We start from the raw sequence: 16,137 nt of genomic DNA, 5'->3' as shown, positions 1-16,137 counted from the left end.
GCTTAGCCCTCCCCACCCGATGCAGAGGTCGTCGATCGATCCTTCTCGCCGGACGTCACGACCGCCGAATCCTTCGCCGACGTCACCGCCGGCGCTTCGTCCTCTTTCTTGCCCGGCGGCAGGCGCAGCACGAAGCGCGCGGGATCGCGCATGTCGAACCGCAGCACGCCGCGCCCGAGCAGCCGGTCCACGCCATCCATGCGCGCGAAATTGACCAGAGCGGCCGCAGCATCCGCATCGCCCTCGGGGAGCATCAGTTGCTCACCCGACTGAAAGCGCAGATCCCAGCGGCGCCCGCCAACCCAGGTCGCGCCGGCGAGCATCGGTTTGAGCGCCGGCGCGGCGTTCATCAGTTCGGCCAGTGCTTTGGTCCGCTTGTTGGCATCCGGCCCCACCACCAGGGGCAGATCGGGCAAGGCATTGGCCTCGACCGGGCCGAGCGCGACGCCTGCGGCGTCCACCAGCATTAATTGCCCGCCATTCTGCCAGACCGCAGCCGGTTGCCGCTCGACCACATCGACGATCAGCGCATCGGGCAGGCGGCGGGAAATCCGCGCCTCCTTCACCCAGCCCAGCCGCATGACCTCATTGCGCAGATTGTCGAGATCGACCGCCAGCATCGAACGCTCGACATACTTCACGGCGATGTCGGAGACCTGCATCTCGTCCATGCGCTCGAGCCCGCGCACCTCGATCTTGGCGACGGCAAAGCCTGCGCGCCCGGCGAGATCGTTCACCTCGGCGCGCAGCATCGCCGGCAAGCCCATGAAGCTGGCGGTGACCCACAGCAGGATGAAGAGGACCAGGCCGATCCCCCAGGTCATCAACCGATTGATCTGCGCCGGACTGAGCGGAACATAGTCGAGCAACTTGTCGAGATTGCTCTTCGCCCGCCGCGGCTTGCGGCCGGCCCGGCCGCTCCGCGCGCCGCTCGCCGATCCGCGCTTGATCGTCGCGCTGTTCATTGCTTCCCCCCACGGTCCGCCAGAGCCTCGGCGATGATACTCTCTACGAGTTCGCCGTAGCTCATGCCCAAATATTTCGCCTGCTCCGGCACCAGGCTCAACGCCGTCATGCCGGGCTGCGTATTCACTTCCAGCAGATACAGGCCATCGAGCCCGCGCTCGTCATCCCAGCGGAAGTCCGAGCGCGATGTGCCCTTGCAGCCCAGCAGACGATGCGCCCGCAGCGCGATGTCCATCATCGCGGCGGCCATCTCGGCCGGAACGGGCGCCGGGCAGATATGGTCAGTCAGGCCATCGGTATATTTCGCGTCATAATCGTAGAAGCCGCTTTTGGGGCGCAGCTCCGTCACCGCAAGCGCCCGGTCGCCGAGCACGGCGACGGTCAGCTCACGGCCGCGAATGAACGGCTCGGCCAGCAGTTGGTCGAAATCCTGCCACGGCCCCACCGCATCGCGCGCGATCGGGTTGCCGTAATTGCCCTCTTCCGTGACGATGGCGACGCCGACCGACGAGCCTTCATTGACCGGCTTGAGCACATAGGGGCGCGGCAAGGGATCGCCGGCGAACAGGCTCTCGCATTCGACGATATGACCGCCGGGCATCGGGATGCCATGGGGCACGAGATGCTGCTTGGTGAGCTGCTTGTCGATGGCGATGACCGAGGTTGCCAGACCGCTATGCGTGTAGGCGAAGCCCATGATGTCCATGAGTCCCTGCACGGTGCCATCCTCGCCCGGCACGCCATGCAGGGCATTGAACACGATGTCGGGATTGGCCGCGATGAGCTTGGCCGGAAAATCACGGCCCTCCGCTCGGGTCGCGCCCAGATCGATGGGCACGACCTCATGGCCGCGCTCTTCCAGCGCCTGGATGATGCCTTTCGCGCTCGACAGCGAGACATGCCGCTCGGCGGCCCAGCCCCCCATGAGCACGGCGACCTTGAGACGCTTGATGCTCATTGTCCCTGCTCCTGCGCCGAACGGCCCACGCGCTGAATCTCCCATTCGAGGGTTATGCCACTCTCTGCCTGCACGCGCCGGCGCACCTCTTCGCCAAGGGACTCGATGTCCGCACTGGTCGCGCCGCCAGTGTTGATGAGGAAATTGGTGTGCTTCTCGCTCACTTGCGCGCCGCCGAGGCTGAGGCCCCGGCAGCCGGCCCGGTCGACCAGCGCCCAGGCCTTTTCGCCCGGCGGGTTCTTGAAGGTCGATCCGCCCGTCTTGCTGCGCAGCGGCTGCGATTCTTCCCGCGCGGTCGCGATCCGGTCCATCTCCGACTGAATGGCGGCCGGCTCGGCCGGCACGCCCCGGAATGTCGCCGCAATCACCACCGCCCCTTCGGGCAGCGTGGAATGCCGATAGGTGAAGCCGAGCGCATCCAGCGGCAGCACAACACGCTCGCCGGACCGCAGAATGACCTCGGCCTCGACGAGGATGTCCTTCACCTCACGGCCATAAGCCCCGCCATTCATGCGCACGAAGCCCCCGACTGTGCCGGGGATGGAGCGGAGAAACTCAAGCCCGCCAATACCCGCGTCGCGTGCCGTGGAGGAGACCAGAATGCCGGAGGCGCCCCCGCCGCACCGCAGCGTCTGCGGCGCGCTCTGCTCGACGCGCGCGAAGGCCTTGCCCAACCGCACCACCACGCCGGGCACGCCGCCATCGCGAACGATCATGTTGGACCCAAGGCCGAGCGCCATCACCGGCACCGAGAGATCCAGCGCCGAGAGGAACTGCGCGAGGTCATCCGCATCCGCCGGCTCGAACAACCAATCCGCCGCACCGCCCGCCTTGAACCACACCAAAGGCGCGAGCGGCGCACCGCGCGTCAGCTTGCCCCGCACGGCAATGCCGTCCGGGCTCAGCTGTCGATCGACGTTCACGGAAGCGGCAGGATTCATCAGGAGCGACCGCTCCACCAGCTGGACCAACGCCCGATCAGATCGGCCTGTGCCTTGCCGGCGCGGTTCATAGCTTCACCCATGTCGAGCGCGGCCTGCCCCATGCCCTTCGGCCCCATGGCGGCATGGCTCTCGACGGCGTCGATCATCTCGCGCGCCATGTCGAGGCTCTTGCCATGCACCTCGATCATGCGCTCCTGCATCTCCAGGCCAATGCGCATCAGCTCCCACATCAGCCGCGCCCCTCGCCCGATGCCGCGATGGCCGGCGCCAGACCAGCCGCCCATTTGGTGATGTCGCCTGCGCCGAGGCAGACGATCATGTCATCGGCCTTCAGATCCGCGGCGAGCGCTGCGGCCAGCGCATCGGCATCGCCGATGGTCTGCGCCGCGCGATGGCCGCGACGCTTGAGGCCGGCGACCAGCGCATCGGCATCCACGCCCTCGATCGGCTGCTCGCCTGCCGGGTAGACGGGCGAGACATAGACCATGTCGGCATCGTTGAAGGATTGCTGGAACTCGTCCATCAGATCGCGCAGCCGCGTGAAGCGGTGGGGCTGCACCACGGCGATCACCCTCCCCTGCGCCCCCTCGCGGGCCGCTGCGAGGACCGCGCGGATTTCGACCGGGTGGTGGCCATAATCATCGATGACGACGGCCTTGCCGCCGCCCGTCTCGATCTCGCCTACCTTGGTGAAGCGCCGCTTGACGCCCCCGAAGCTGGCGAAGCCGGTCTGGATCGTTGCATCGTCAATACCCATCTGCAGGGCGACGCCAATGGCAGCCATGGCATTCAGCACATTGTGCCGGCCCGGCATCGGCATGGTGATGTCGGCAATGCGTCGCGTCGAGCCATCACGCTCGCGAATCTGCACGTCGAACATATTGCCACCGGGAACGGGCCGGACATTCTCGCCGCGCAGGTCGGCCTGTGCGGAAAAGCCATAGGTCACGATCCGCCGGTCCTGCACGCGCGGCAGGATCGCCTGCACTTCCGGGTGATCCAGACAGAGCATGGCCGCACCGTAGAAGGGCACATTCTCGACAAACTCGACGAACGCGTCCTTCACCGCATCGAACGAGCCATAATGATCGAGATGCTCGGGATCGATGTTGGTGACGACGGCATAGGTACCGTCCAGCCGCAGGAAGCTGCCATCGCTCTCATCGGCCTCGACCACCATCCAGTCGCTGTTGCCGAGGCGCGCATTGGAGCCATAGCTGTTGATAATGCCGCCATTGATGACGGTGGGGTCGATCCCGCCGGCATCGAGCAGCGCCGCGATCATCGAGGTCGTCGTCGTCTTGCCGTGCGTGCCGGCCACCGCGACGGTCGACTTGAGCCGCATCAGCTCGGCCAGCATCTCGGCGCGGCGGATGACCGGAACGCGGTTCTCCAGTGCCAGCTCCACCTCGGGATTGCCGCGCTTGATCGCGGTGGAGGTCACCACCACGGCGGCATCGCCGAGATTCTCGGCCTTGTGGCCGATCATCACATTGATGCCGAGATCGCGCAGATGCTGGATGACATAGCCTTCCGACATGTCACTGCCCTGCACGCTGTAACCCATATTGTGCATCACCTCGGCAATGCCGGACATGCCGATGCCGCCAATGCCAATGAAATGGATCGTGCCGATATCCGTGCCGACGCCCTTCATGCGCCCGCTCCCGCGAGGCCAGCCATGCGCGGCGCTTCCGCCCGCACGGTGTCGATGGTCTGCGGCGCGGGGCCAAAGCTTTCGATGAGATCGCACATGTCCTTCACCGCATCCGGGCGGCCGCAGCGATGCGCGCGCTTGGCGGCGTTCTGGAGAGCGCCCGGTTCCATTGCCAGCTTCTGCATCTGGCGGGCCAGTTCGGCGGGCGTGAACTTGCTCTGGTCGATCGCGCGGGCGCCGCCCGCCTTCACCATCTCGAGGACATTATAGGCTTGGTGGTTATCCATGGCACTCGGCAAAGGTATGAGGATGGCGGGGCGCCCCGCGGCGGTAAGTTCGGCAATGGTCGAGGCGCCGGCGCGCCCGATCACGAGGTGCGACCAGGCCAGCTTGGTCGGCATGTCCTCGATATAGGTCGCCAGATCGGCGGGAATTTCCATCTCGGCATAGAGCGCGCGGACCTGCTCGATGTCCTCGGGCCGGCATTGCTGGGTGACCTGCAGCCGCCGCCGCAGGCTGATCGGCAACATGCCGAGCCCGGCCGGCACCACTTGCGAGAGGATCGACGCGCCCTGACTGCCGCCGGTGACCAGCAGGCGCAGCACGCTTTCATCGGAGAACACCGGGAACGGCTCGTCGCGCAGGGCCAGAACGGACTCCCGCACCGGATTGCCGACGAGATAGGTCTTGTCCGCATGGCGTTTGGCGAGGCGCCTCACATCGGGATAGGCGGTCGCGATGGCGGCCACCTTGCGGGCCACCAGCCGGTTGACGCGGCCGAGCACCGCATTCTGCTCATGCACGATCGCCGGTATGCCTTCCGCAAAGGCGCCGAGCATCGCCGGCAGCGCGGGATAGCCACCAAAGCCCACCACGGCGGCCGGCTCGAAGGTCGAGTAAAGCTGCCGCGCCATGGCGCGCCCCTCAAGAATGGCCTTGAAGCCCCTGATCCAGCCGGAAATACCGCCGGACATGCGGCCGGCCGGCAGCACGTGCGTCTGCACATCCTCGAACAGGCCAGGAATCTTGGCGCCACGCTCGTCAGTTATCAAGGCGACGCGGTGGCCCCGCGCCATAAGCTCCTGCGCGATGGCGTGGGCGGGGACCATGTGCCCGCCCGTGCCGCCGGCAGCCAGAACATAATGCCGAAAAAGGCTCATCGCCCGCTCCATGTGACGACGTAGGGGGAGCGCGACATATACGGGTTCCGCCGGGTGAAGGCCAGCAGCAGACCGATGCCCGAGCACAAGGCGATCATCGAGGACCCGCCATAGCTGATGAACGGCAGCGTCATCCCCTTGGAGGGGAAGATGTGAATGTTCACGCCCATGTTGATGACCGCCTGCACGCCCATCACGAAGACAAGGCCGGAGGTCGCCATGACAATGAACGGATCGTCCTCATCCAGCAGCCGCAACAGCACCCGCACGATGATGGCGAGATAGACGAGCGCGATGGCGATGCAGGCGATCAGGCCGAACTCCTCACCGATCACCGAGAAGATATAGTCGGTGTGGGCCTCGGGCAGATTGAACTTGGCGGTGCCGCCGCCGGGGCCGACGCCAGTCAGTCCGCCACGCGTGATCGTCGCATAAGCCAGCTGCACCTGATCCGGCCCCGCCGCCGGGTCAACAACCGGGTTGAGGAAGGAATCGATGCGCTCGCGACCATTGTCGTAGAAGAGATAGGTGAGCACGAACAGGCCGAGGCCACCGCACGCAAAGCCCGAGAGCAGCTTGATCGAGGCGCCGCCCACCAGCAGCAGCGCGCCCCAGCAGGCTACGAAAATTACGGTCTGGCCGAAGTCCGGTTGCCGCATGAGTAGCAGCGCCACGATGCCGGTCAGCAAGCCCGTCAGCGGGATGACCGGCAGCGACGCATCACGTGCGCGCAGGGAAAGAAGCCACGCAATCGCAACGACGAAGAAGGGCTTGAGAAACTCGGACGGCTGGAAGCGGAAGGCGCCGCTGCCCAGCCAGCGCGAAGCGCCGTTCACGCTCGTCCCGATGATCGGCACGAGCACCAGCATCACCGCGAACAGCGCCGCCAGACCCACGGCCAGGCGGCGGGCCTGCGTGCGTGGGAGCATGGAAATCACGATCATCAGCGGCAGACCGAGGCCGATCCACATGAGCTGGCGGTAGAAGAAATAGAGGGGCGAGAGGGAGGCCGAATGGGTCGAAAGCTTGGCCGCCGCCACGGGCGAGGCCGCCGCGACTGCCACCAGCCCGATCGCGATCAGCACCACGATCAGCCCGAGCAGCACCCGGTCGATCTCCCAGAACCAGATCGCCAGCGCGGTCCGCTCGCGCGGCATGGGCTTGCCAGGGCGCGCCCTCAAGGGGGACAAGGCGACATCCAGCGGCGGCGCGGTAACGGGCTTCGCCGCCTCGCCTTCGACCAAGACCACGCCTTCGTCCCCGCGCTCGCTCATGTGACTGCCCCCGCTTTCTCACGAAGCGCGGCCACGGCGGCCGCAAAGGCATCGCCCCGCGCCTCGAAATCCCGGAATTGATCGAAAGACGCGCAGGCTGGCGACAGCAAGACAATATCGCCCGGCTGCGCATGCGCGGCCGCCTCGGCGACCGCTGTCACCATCAGCTCACATTCGGTGACGGGCACGGATGCCTCGCCCAGCAGCCGCGCGAACAGCGGCCCCGCCTCGCCAATGGTGTAGCCCCGCGCGATGTTGGGGAAGCCCGCCGCGCACTCATCGAGCGAATCCGACTTGGCGAGACCGCCCAATATCCAGTGGATGCGCGGCCGCCCATCCACCGGCGGCCAGGCAGCGAGTGCCGGCGCGGTCGAGGCGGCGTTGGTGGCTTTGCTGTCGTTGACGAACAGCACGCCGTCGATCTCGGCCACGCGCTGCATGCGGTGCGGCAGGCTGACATAGCTGGCCAGTGCCTGCGCCGTCGTCTCGGGCGCAATGCCCAGCGCATCGGCCACGGCCTTGGCGACCGCGACATTCTGCGCATTGTGCGGCCCCTGCAAGGCCGGCCAGCGCGACTGGTCCTCGGCCGCAATCGACTGGGCTGTCACCGGCACGGTCTGCGGCAGAGCATCGGCGATCCGCCGCGTCACCGCGTCATCCACCGCAATGATCGCCGGATGATCGGGCGACTGCATGGCAAAGAGGCGCTGCTTGGACGCGACATAACCCTCAAAGCCATCATAGCGATCGAGATGATCGGGCGTGATGTTGAGCAGCACCGCCACGTCGCAATCGAGGCTGAAGGTCAGATCGATCTGATAGCTGGAAAGCTCCAGCACATAGACGCCGCCCTCCGGCAGCGGTGCCTGCGCGAGAATGGGCAGGCCGATATTCCCGCCCATGCGCGAGGGCAGCCCCGCCGTGCGCACGATGTGATCGATCAGCGCCGTGGTGGTTGATTTGCCATTGGTGCCGGTGATGCCGACCACGCGATGCGCCGGCAGGCTCGACCGTGCCAGCGCGAACAGCTCGATGTCGCCGATGATCGGCACGCCGGCGGCGCGCGCGCGGCATGTGACCGGATGACGGTTGAGCGGCACGCCCGGCGATACGACCAGCGCGTCCAGCCCGGTCAGGTCCATCTCCATCGGATCGCCCAGCTCAGCCTTGTCGGCCACCAGTGCCCGCGCATCCTCGCGCTGGTCCCAGGCGATGACATGAGCACCGCTGGCGGCCAGCGCATCGACCGTGGCGAGGCCGGAGCGGGCCAGCCCCAGAACGGCATAGCGCTTGCCGGCAAAGGCGGGGGAAATGATCATCGCAGCTTCAGAGTCGCTAGGCCCGCGAGCGCGAGGACGAAGGAGACGATCCAGAAGCGGATCACCACCGTGGATTCGGGCCAGCCAAGCTGCTCGAAATGATGATGGATGGGCGCCATGCGGAACACCCTTTTGCCGGTGCGCTTGTAGAAGAACACCTGAATGACGACCGACATCGCCTCCACCACGAAGATGCCGCCGATGACCGCCAGCACGATCTCGTGATGGGCCGCGACCGCGATCACGCCGATGGTGCCGCCCAGCGCGAGGCTGCCGGTATCGCCCATGAACACCGCCGCCGGCGGCGCGTTGAACCACAGGAAGGCAAGGCATGCCCCGACAATCGCGCCGCAGAGGATCACCAGATCGCCCGCGCCCGGCACATGGGGAATGCCGAGATAGGCCGCATAATCGGCGCGGCCGACGAGATAGACGATGAGCATGAAGGCCATCGACGCCACGATCACCGGCATGGAGGCCAGCCCGTCCAGCCCGTCGGTGAGGTTCACCGCATTGCCGAAGGCGACGATGACGAAGGCGCCGAACAGATAATAAAGCGGCCCGAGATCCAGCGCGCCGCCACTCCAGAAAGGCAGATACAGCAAGGTGCCGTTCTGGCTGACGATCAGCCAGGTGGCGAAACCGGCGATGCCGAATTCCGCCAGCAGGCGCGCCCGGGCGGAGAGGCCCTTGTGGCTCGCCTTGGTCACCTTGTCATAATCGTCCATGAAACCGATGGCGCCAAAGCCCAGCGTGACGATGAGGCAGGCCCAGATATAGACCGAGGTGACGTTCATCCACAGCAGCACCGCGCTCGCCATGGCGGCGAGGATCATCAACCCGCCCATGGTCGGCGTGCCGCGCTTGACGAAGTGCGTCTGCGGCCCATCCTCACGGATCGGCTGCCCCTTGCCCTGGCGGACACGCAGCCAGCCAATGAAGCGGGGACCGATCACCAGCCCGATGATCAGCGCCGTCATGATCGCGGCGCCGGCCCGGAATGTGAGGTAGCGGACCAGGTTGAAGATGCCTGGGAAATTCAGTTGTTCAGCGAGCCAATAAAGCATCAGGCCACCTCGCTTGCTGCGAGCTGTTCGACAAGTCGCGAAAGTCCGACACTGTTGGACCCCTTGACCAGCACGACATCACCGCTTTTGACCGTTAAGCGTGCGAATTCAACGGCCTGATCGACATTTGCGACATGCTCGACGGAAATTTCGCCGGCCAGAGCATCGGCGAGCGGTGCCATTTCCTCGCCGACCAGAAGCGCCACATCCACCCTCGCATCGCGGATGGCCTGCGCCAGCCCCGCGTGAAGCGGCGCGGACTGGTCGCCAAGCTCCTTCATCGCGCCCAGTATCGCGATCCGCCGCTGCGCGCGCTCCTCGCCAAGCTGGGCCAATGTGGCGGCCATGGAGGCGGGATTGGCGTTATAGGCTTCATCGATGATCAAGGCCTCGCCACCGTCCGCGGTTGCGATGGGGCGGCGCGCGCCCCGGCCCGGCAGCCCGGTCATTTCCGCCAGCGCGAGCCCAGCCTGCGCCAGATCGCCACCGGCCGCCTCGACCACGGCCAGCACGCCCAGCGCATTGCTGACCCAGTGGCGACCGGGCATTCCGACCACCAGACTGAGGCGCGCCGCGCGGGTCTGCACGGTGATGCGGGTGCCGGCAGCGCCCACGGACATTTCGTCGATCAGTCGGACATCCGCCCCGGAATCGCGCCCGAAGGTGACAACTTGCCCGGCGTGACGACGGGCGTGGTCTGTCAGCAGCGGCGCATGGGGCGAGTCGGCGGGGATAACCGCCGTGCCGCCTTCGACAAGGCCTTCGAAGATCTCCGCCTTGGCCAGCGCGATCTTCTCTTCCGTCCCGAAATACTCGATGTGCGCGGGCGCAATCGTCGTGACGATGGCGACATGCGGGCGGACGAGCGCGGTCAGCGCGCGCAGCTCGCCCTCGTGATTCATGCCCATCTCGAACACGCCATAACGCGCCTCGCGCGGCATCCGCGCCAGCGAGAGCGGCACACCGACATGATTGTTATAGCTCTTGAGCGAACGATGGGCGGCGCCCTGGCTCATCCGGTCGAAGGCGGCGAACAGCGCTTCCTTGACGCCGGTCTTGCCCACGGAGCCGGTGACGCCGATGATCTTTGCCGACGTCCGTTCGCGCGAGGCACGGCCAAGGTCATCGAGGCCCTTCGCGGTGTCGGCGACGCGGACGCAGGGGCCTTCGACCGCCCGATCCACCAGCAGCCCCGATGCGCCGGACGCCAGCGCCCCAGGAATATAGGCGTGACCATCCGCGCTCTCGCCATGCAGCGCGACGAAGAGATCGCCGGGCGCGACCTCCCGGCTGTCGAACGCGACGCCGCTCACCGCGAAGGCCGTGGAGGCTGCCCCGCCGGTCGCTGCGGCGATCTCGTCGGAGGTCCACAAGCTCATGCAGCGCATTCCCGCGCCACGGTGACATCGTCGAACGGAAGCACGCGATCGCCGATGATCTGACCCTGCTCATGCCCCTTGCCGGCCAGCAGCACGATATCGTCCGGCCCGGCCTCGGCGATGGCGGCAGCGATGGCAGCCCGTCGCCCGCCAATCTCCCGCGCGCCCGGCGCGCCGGCCATGATCGCGGCGCGGATCACCTGTGGGTCTTCCCCGCGCGGATTGTCATCGGTGACGATCACGACATCGCTCAGGTCGCTGGCAACGCCGCCCATCAGCGGGCGCTTGCCGGCATCGCGATCCCCGCCGGCGCCGAACACCGTGATGAGCCGACCGCGCACATGCGGGCGCAGCGCTTCGATGGCCGCCCGCAGCCCGTCGGGCGTATGGGCATAATCGACATAAACCGGCGCACCGGCAGTGGTGATGACGGCGCGTTCCAGCCGACCGCGCACCGGCTGCACGCGCGAGAGCAAGCCCAGCACCGTCTTCAGCGCGCCGCCGGTTGCGAGGACCAATCCGGCGGAAACCAGCGCATTGGCGGCCTGATAGGCGCCGATGAGCGGCAGATCGACCTTGTGCGTGCCGCCCTCGGCCTCGATCATAAGCGTCTGCCCGAGATGTGTCGGCGTTTGCGTCACCAGCCGCAGCGTCTCGCCGGCCGAACCGACGGTCATCAACTGCAAGCCCCGGCGACGCACATGCTCGATCACTTCGGCAGAGCGCTCGTCATCGGCCCAGATGACAGCGACGCCGTCGTGGGCGACAACCTCGTCGAACAGCCGCATCTTGGCCGCGAAATACATATCCATGGTGCCGTGATAATCGAGATGATCGCGGCTCAGATTGGTGAAGGCGCCCGCCGCGACGCGCGGCCCCTCGGCGCGATATTGGGCCAGCCCATGGCTCGACGCCTCATAGGCGACATGGTCGATGCCTTCCTTGGCGAGCCCGGCGAGATTGGAGAGGAAGGTCACCACGTCCGGGGTCGTGAGGCCGGTCGAAACCTGATCCACGGCGGTCGTCACGCCCAGCGTGCCGATGGACGCGGCGCCATGGCCCATCATGCGCCAAAGCTGCCGGGTGAGCTCGACCGTCGAGGTCTTGCCGTTGGTGCCGGTGACCGCGACCAGCGTCTGCGGATAAGGCGCGTAATAGCGCGCCGCGAGGCTCGCGAACAGGCGGCGCGGTTCCTCGGCGGCAATGTGAGGGACGCCGGCCACGCGCGCATCCGGCGCCGCGACGATAGCCACGGCGCCCGCAGCGATGGCGGCGTCGATGAAGTCCTCGCCGTTCACCCGCGCGCCGCGAAACGCGCCGAACACCGCGCCGGGCGCCACCTTGCGATGGTCCAGCGCGAAGCCGCTCACCTCGGCATCCTTGGCCGGATCAATCGAATCGGGCACGAGCGTGGAAAGGCGCATCATTCGGCCACCTCTTCGTCTTTGACCAACGGGGTCAGCTCAGAAATGTCGACGTCGCGGAACGCCTCGGGATAGACGCCCAGCAGCGGCGCGGCGCGCGACACGAAGGACTTCACCACCGGGGCCGCCGTATAAGCGGCCGTGCGGATGCCCGGGTAGCGCGCACTACCCTGCGGCTCGTCCATCATCACGATGACGACGTAGCGCGGCGCTTCCATCGGGAAAGCCGCAGCGAAGGTGGAGACCAGCGAGCGACGGGCATAGCCGCCATCCTTGGGCTTCTCGGCCGTGCCCGTCTTGCCGCCGACGCGATAGCCTTCGGCATCCGCATTGCGCCCGGTGCCGGTCTGCACGATCATCCGCAGCAACTGGCGCATCTTCGCGCTGGTCTGCTCGGAGAACACCCGGCGGGCGGCCACTTGTTCATTCGGCTTGCGCTTGAGAACGGTGGTGGGGTGCCAGATGCCGCCATTCACCAGAGCGGCATATGCGCTCGCCAGATGCATCGGCGTCACGGCGATGCCGTGGCCATAGGCCGTCGTCATGATGGTCGTGCGATACCAGCGCGACGGGAACAGCGTGCCGGCCTGTTCGCGGAGCTCCACGGTGGCCGGACGATCGAACTCAAGCGAGCGATAGGCAGCCTCAAGCGGCTTTTGCCCCATTTCATCGGCGATGCGGGCCGTGACAATGTTGCTGGAGTGGACCAGCGCCTCCGGCACCGTCAGCCAGCGGCCCAGGGGATGGTCATCCTTGATGGTGAAGCGCCCGACCGGCAGCGGCGCCGTGGCATCATAGCGCTTGCTCATGCTGACGATGACGCCCGCATCCATGGCGATGGCGAAGGACAGCGGCTTGAACGTCGATCCCAACTCGTAGCGCGCCTGAACCACGCGATTGCAGCGCGGCGACATGTCGCAGGTGATCTGGCCCCGGCGCATTTGGCCGTCCGGGCCCATCACCATCGGCGCCTCGACCGGCACCAGGCGGTTGGGATTAAACGTGGGCAGAGACGCCATCGCGATCACTTCGCCATTGCGCGAATCCAGCACGATGCCAACGGCGCCCTTGGCGCTCTGCTCCGCCATGCCGAGCGAAAGCTCTTCCTCCAGCGCGGCCTGAACGCGGCTATCGATGGAGAGCTGCAGCGGCTGCCCGCGCGTCTTTTCGTCAGTCAGCCGGTCATCGAACGCGCGCTCGACACCCATGGCACCGAACCCGTCCCGATTGACGAAACCGATAAGGTGCGCGGCCAGCGTGCGCTGCGGATACAGACGCTCCGCCTCACGCGGAAACTCGATGCCGATCTCGCCCAGCGCATTTACCGCGGCGACGTCGCGCGGGACGGCACGGGTGCGGAGGTAGTTCCACTGCCCGCCCGAGGTCAGCTTGGCGTAGAAATCCGCTTCGGACTGATCGGGGAAGATCGCGTGGAGCTTTTTGGCCAGATCGCGCGGATCGCCGAGCAGGCGGTCGCGGCGCACGGCAATGGCGTAGCCATCGATATCGCGCGCCAGCGGCACGCCATTGCGGTCGACAATGTCAGCGCGACCGGGAATCGGGATTGGGCTGGCCATGCGCTCCGCCTGGGTGCCGGCGTCGATGCCCATCCAGACCATTTTCGCCGCCATCACCATTGTGATCGCGGCGAAAATAAGCAGGAGGAGCATGATGCGGCCGTGGGCCACCGTGACCAAATCTGTCGGTTTCCGGGTCTCGGAACGCGGCTCCGGCCGCGCCAAAATGGTGGCCATCAGGGCACCATAGCTTCACTTAGAGCTGGGCCGCCCAGCAGCTTCTTGTCGAGCAGGGCCAGCCGGGCTGCCTTACGGGAGGCCGGATCAGGCTCGACAGTGCGGCGCGCCGCAGCTTCTGCCGGCGCGCGCGTTGCCGGCTTCGCCTTAACCTCCGCCACGGGCGGCCGCGGCTCGGCAGCCGAGGCAGTGCGAATGAACGCAAATTCCGAAGCGACATCAGCGCCGCTTCGCGCTGCCGGCTTTTCGACCACTGCCGCGACCGGCGCAGGCGGGGTATTCTGGGCCATCGCGGTCATGACGGGCGGCGGGCTGTAGCCGCCGGTCACCGGCGCCATGCGGTCCAGATTGGCGAGCGCGCGCTCATTGGGCAGATATTGCGCGGGCGCCGGCACATACAGGCGCAGATCGCTGGTGTTCCAAGCATGGAGCTGACGCATGGTTGCCCGCGCACCGAATTCTGCCTCCAAATAGCGGATGTCGGCGCGGGTCCAGCGGATCTGGTCGATCGTATGCCGCACCGCGTTCCGCTCCGTCGCCACCTGCAGGCTGATCAGATAGGCGGCGAGCGCCCCCATGGCGACCACGAGAATCCACATGATGCTTTGCAAGCGCTTGATGGCGATCATGATCGTGCTCCCACAGATTGGTGCATGGCAGGGGCTTCAGTTCGGATGGCGCTGCGCAGCGTTGCGGAGCGCGCACGGGGGTTGGACTTGAGCTCAGCATCGCCGGGGCGAACAGCGCGCGCGGGCTTCTGGAAGGTCGGACGCACGGCGGATTTGACTTCCGGCCGGTGGCGCGAGCCGGCACCCTCCTGCCCGCTGCGCGTACGGAGAAAATTCTTCACGATGCGATCTTCCAGGCTGTGGAAGGTCACCACCGCCAGCCGGCCGCCCGGGCGCAGCACGGCCTCGGCGGCATCCAGACCACGCTCCAGCGCATCCAGCTCGCCATTGAGGTGAATGCGGATCGCCTGGAAAGTCCGTGTCGCCGGATCGGTCTTGTCGCCGGGCCGCTTGCCGAGCGCCTTGTGGACCGCGCCGACGAGATCGCCGATGGTCGCCAGCGGGCGCGCCGCCACGACGGCACGCGCGACACGGCGCGACTGCCGCTCCTCGCCATAATGATAGAGGATGTCGGCCAGCTCGGTCTCATCGACGCGATTGAGAAATTCGGCTGCCGTTTCGCCGGACTGGCTCATCCGCATATCCAGAGGGGCGTCCGGAAAGCGGAACGAGAAGCCGCGCCGCTCGCGATCGAGCTGCATCGAGGAGACGCCGATATCCAGCGTCACGCCATCCACGCTGTCGACACCGGCCTCAGCCAGCAGCCGTTCCATCTGCGCGAAATTGCCGGCGAGAAGCGTAATCGCGCCCTCGCTGGCTGCGACGACCGCCTGCCCTTCTGCAATGGCATCAGGATCCTGATCGATCGCGAAGACCCGCGCACCGCGCGCGGCCATGGCGCGGCTGTACCCGCCGGCACCGAATGTGCCGTCGACATGACGCTCGCCAGGGGCAATGGCAAGCGCGTCCAGCACTTCGTCGAGCAGCACGGGGCGGTGCGGCTCGGCCGGCGGGTTCGCAAGGGAAGCCGCGCTCATCAGCGCTCCTCCCGTTTGGCCTTGAGCTCATCGAGGAAGGTTTCGCATTCCTCTATGGCAAGCAGGTTCGCCGAATTCTCGGCGAGGAAGCGCTCGGGGCTCCAAAGCTGGACGAGGCGACCGCCCCCCACAATGAAGAGCGCGTCGGTGATGCCGTACAACCGCCGAAAAGCCGGCGGCAGGGTGAACCTGCCGCCGGAGTCGATGGTAACGGTCTTGATGGTGCTCCAGAAGTTCGCGTCCGCCATTTCCGCGTCGAAATCCTCGCCACGGGTCATGGCGATGCGGGCGGCCTCGTCGAACTTGTTCTGAAAGAAATCGAGCTGTTTGCTGCCGAAAAGCGACACATATTTGCGGGTGGGGTCTGCCCGAACAAGCATGGTGCCGGGCTGGGTGCTGTGCTCATTCAGGACGGAGCGGAACGACATCGGCAGCGCGAAGCGCCCCTTGCCGTCCAGGGCACTGGCCCCGTTCCCCATGAAATAAGCCGATGACACCCCAACGAACTCCCTGCGCGGGGCACAGGCCTTCCCGCTCCGGAAAGCACCAAGCTGACCGGTTGATAGACTCGCGAAGATACGAGTGCCCCTAGGCCTGCGGTATTAGCAGTCCGCCCCCGGGGAGAAAAG

At 66.5% G+C, this 16,137-nt stretch carries 15 protein-coding genes; all 15 read right to left on the bottom strand.

What is annotated here, in order from left to right; translation table 11 throughout:
* Positions 1 to 2 precede the first annotated feature (2 nt).
* The 15 genes from M2331_RS02760 to M2331_RS02690 all read right to left on the bottom strand — a co-directional run bounded on the left by M2331_RS02760 (position 3) and on the right by M2331_RS02690 (position 16,005).
* A complete protein-coding gene (locus M2331_RS02760; RefSeq protein ID WP_181558869.1) occupies positions 3 to 965 on the bottom strand; it encodes a cell division protein FtsQ/DivIB in 963 nt (320 codons plus the stop codon).
* The gene (locus M2331_RS02755; protein WP_181558868.1) at positions 962 to 1,924 is read right to left on the bottom strand and encodes a D-alanine--D-alanine ligase; all 963 of its coding nucleotides are present in this window, start codon (positions 1,922 to 1,924) and stop codon (positions 962 to 964) included. Before M2331_RS02755 ends, M2331_RS02760 begins: the two co-directional genes overlap by 4 nt.
* The gene (gene murB, locus M2331_RS02750; RefSeq protein WP_181558867.1) at positions 1,921 to 2,865 is read right to left on the bottom strand and encodes a UDP-N-acetylmuramate dehydrogenase; all 945 of its coding nucleotides are present in this window, start codon (positions 2,863 to 2,865) and stop codon (positions 1,921 to 1,923) included. Before murB ends, M2331_RS02755 begins: the two co-directional genes overlap by 4 nt.
* Positions 2,865 to 3,098, bottom strand: a complete 234-nt coding sequence (locus M2331_RS02745) for a hypothetical protein (RefSeq protein WP_181558866.1) — start codon at positions 3,096 to 3,098, stop codon at positions 2,865 to 2,867. Before M2331_RS02745 ends, murB begins: the two co-directional genes overlap by 1 nt.
* Positions 3,098 to 4,525 (bottom strand): UDP-N-acetylmuramate--L-alanine ligase, encoded by a 1,428-nt coding sequence (gene murC / locus M2331_RS02740; RefSeq protein ID WP_181558865.1) that lies wholly within the window; start codon positions 4,523 to 4,525, stop codon positions 3,098 to 3,100. Before murC ends, M2331_RS02745 begins: the two co-directional genes overlap by 1 nt.
* Positions 4,522 to 5,685 carry an undecaprenyldiphospho-muramoylpentapeptide beta-N-acetylglucosaminyltransferase gene (murG, locus tag M2331_RS02735; protein ID WP_181558864.1) on the bottom strand — a complete coding sequence of 388 codons (1,164 nt, stop codon included), beginning with the start codon at positions 5,683 to 5,685 and terminating at the stop codon, positions 4,522 to 4,524. The genes murC and murG overlap by 4 nt, the downstream gene beginning before the upstream one ends.
* Positions 5,682 to 6,842, bottom strand: coding sequence for a putative lipid II flippase FtsW (ftsW, locus tag M2331_RS02730; RefSeq protein ID WP_264592434.1), 1,161 nt, complete (start codon positions 6,840 to 6,842; stop codon positions 5,682 to 5,684). Before ftsW ends, murG begins: the two co-directional genes overlap by 4 nt.
* A gap of 113 nt (positions 6,843 to 6,955) precedes the next feature.
* Positions 6,956 to 8,278: a UDP-N-acetylmuramoyl-L-alanine--D-glutamate ligase gene (gene murD / locus M2331_RS02725; RefSeq protein WP_181558862.1), complete on the bottom strand. Its 1,323-nt coding sequence runs from the start codon at positions 8,276 to 8,278 to the stop codon at positions 6,956 to 6,958.
* Complete coding sequence (mraY, locus tag M2331_RS02720; protein ID WP_181558861.1) at positions 8,275 to 9,345, bottom strand: phospho-N-acetylmuramoyl-pentapeptide-transferase; 1,071 nt, start codon at positions 9,343 to 9,345, stop codon at positions 8,275 to 8,277. The genes murD and mraY overlap by 4 nt, the downstream gene beginning before the upstream one ends.
* Positions 9,345 to 10,724, bottom strand: coding sequence for a UDP-N-acetylmuramoyl-tripeptide--D-alanyl-D-alanine ligase (locus M2331_RS02715; RefSeq protein WP_264592261.1), 1,380 nt, complete (start codon positions 10,722 to 10,724; stop codon positions 9,345 to 9,347). Before M2331_RS02715 ends, mraY begins: the two co-directional genes overlap by 1 nt.
* Positions 10,721 to 12,148: a UDP-N-acetylmuramoyl-L-alanyl-D-glutamate--2,6-diaminopimelate ligase gene (locus M2331_RS02710; protein WP_181561324.1), complete on the bottom strand. Its 1,428-nt coding sequence runs from the start codon at positions 12,146 to 12,148 to the stop codon at positions 10,721 to 10,723. The genes M2331_RS02715 and M2331_RS02710 overlap by 4 nt, the downstream gene beginning before the upstream one ends.
* Positions 12,148 to 13,902 (bottom strand): peptidoglycan D,D-transpeptidase FtsI family protein, encoded by a 1,755-nt coding sequence (locus M2331_RS02705; RefSeq protein WP_181558859.1) that lies wholly within the window; start codon positions 13,900 to 13,902, stop codon positions 12,148 to 12,150. The genes M2331_RS02710 and M2331_RS02705 overlap by 1 nt, the downstream gene beginning before the upstream one ends.
* Positions 13,902 to 14,531, bottom strand: coding sequence for a colicin transporter (locus M2331_RS02700; RefSeq protein ID WP_181558858.1), 630 nt, complete (start codon positions 14,529 to 14,531; stop codon positions 13,902 to 13,904). The genes M2331_RS02705 and M2331_RS02700 overlap by 1 nt, the downstream gene beginning before the upstream one ends.
* The gene (gene rsmH, locus M2331_RS02695) at positions 14,528 to 15,508 is read right to left on the bottom strand and encodes a 16S rRNA (cytosine(1402)-N(4))-methyltransferase RsmH (protein WP_181558857.1); all 981 of its coding nucleotides are present in this window, start codon (positions 15,506 to 15,508) and stop codon (positions 14,528 to 14,530) included. The genes M2331_RS02700 and rsmH overlap by 4 nt, the downstream gene beginning before the upstream one ends.
* The gene (locus tag M2331_RS02690) at positions 15,508 to 16,005 is read right to left on the bottom strand and encodes a division/cell wall cluster transcriptional repressor MraZ (protein ID WP_181558856.1); all 498 of its coding nucleotides are present in this window, start codon (positions 16,003 to 16,005) and stop codon (positions 15,508 to 15,510) included. Before M2331_RS02690 ends, rsmH begins: the two co-directional genes overlap by 1 nt.
* Positions 16,006 to 16,137 lie beyond the last annotated feature (132 nt).

Source organism: Sphingobium sp. B10D7B (assembly GCF_025961955.1).
Taxonomy (GTDB): Bacteria; Pseudomonadota; Alphaproteobacteria; order Sphingomonadales; family Sphingomonadaceae; genus Sphingobium.
Note: the sequence above shows the minus strand (reverse complement) of the source record. Positions and strands in the feature narration are given on the sequence as shown.

Coding starts and splice junctions, on each gene's coding strand:
- M2331_RS02710 (WP_181561324.1), bottom strand. CDS start 12,148: ATGCGCCTTTCCACGCTCGTGCCCGATTCGATTGATCCGGCCAAGGAT.
- M2331_RS02760 (WP_181558869.1), bottom strand. CDS start 965: ATGAACAGCGCGACGATCAAGCGCGGATCGGCGAGCGGCGCGCGGAGC.
- murD (WP_181558862.1), bottom strand. CDS start 8,278: ATGATCATTTCCCCCGCCTTTGCCGGCAAGCGCTATGCCGTTCTGGGG.
- M2331_RS02705 (WP_181558859.1), bottom strand. CDS start 13,902: ATGGCCACCATTTTGGCGCGGCCGGAGCCGCGTTCCGAGACCCGGAAA.
- rsmH (WP_181558857.1), bottom strand. CDS start 15,508: ATGAGCGCGGCTTCCCTTGCGAACCCGCCGGCCGAGCCGCACCGCCCC.
- M2331_RS02755 (WP_181558868.1), bottom strand. CDS start 1,924: ATGAGCATCAAGCGTCTCAAGGTCGCCGTGCTCATGGGGGGCTGGGCC.
- murG (WP_181558864.1), bottom strand. CDS start 5,685: ATGAGCCTTTTTCGGCATTATGTTCTGGCTGCCGGCGGCACGGGCGGG.
- M2331_RS02745 (WP_181558866.1), bottom strand. CDS start 3,098: ATGTGGGAGCTGATGCGCATTGGCCTGGAGATGCAGGAGCGCATGATC.
- M2331_RS02700 (WP_181558858.1), bottom strand. CDS start 14,531: ATGATCGCCATCAAGCGCTTGCAAAGCATCATGTGGATTCTCGTGGTC.
- murC (WP_181558865.1), bottom strand. CDS start 4,525: ATGAAGGGCGTCGGCACGGATATCGGCACGATCCATTTCATTGGCATT.
- mraY (WP_181558861.1), bottom strand. CDS start 9,345: ATGCTTTATTGGCTCGCTGAACAACTGAATTTCCCAGGCATCTTCAAC.
- murB (WP_181558867.1), bottom strand. CDS start 2,865: ATGAATCCTGCCGCTTCCGTGAACGTCGATCGACAGCTGAGCCCGGAC.
- ftsW (WP_264592434.1), bottom strand. CDS start 6,842: ATGCCGCGCGAGCGGACCGCGCTGGCGATCTGGTTCTGGGAGATCGAC.
- M2331_RS02715 (WP_264592261.1), bottom strand. CDS start 10,724: ATGAGCTTGTGGACCTCCGACGAGATCGCCGCAGCGACCGGCGGGGCA.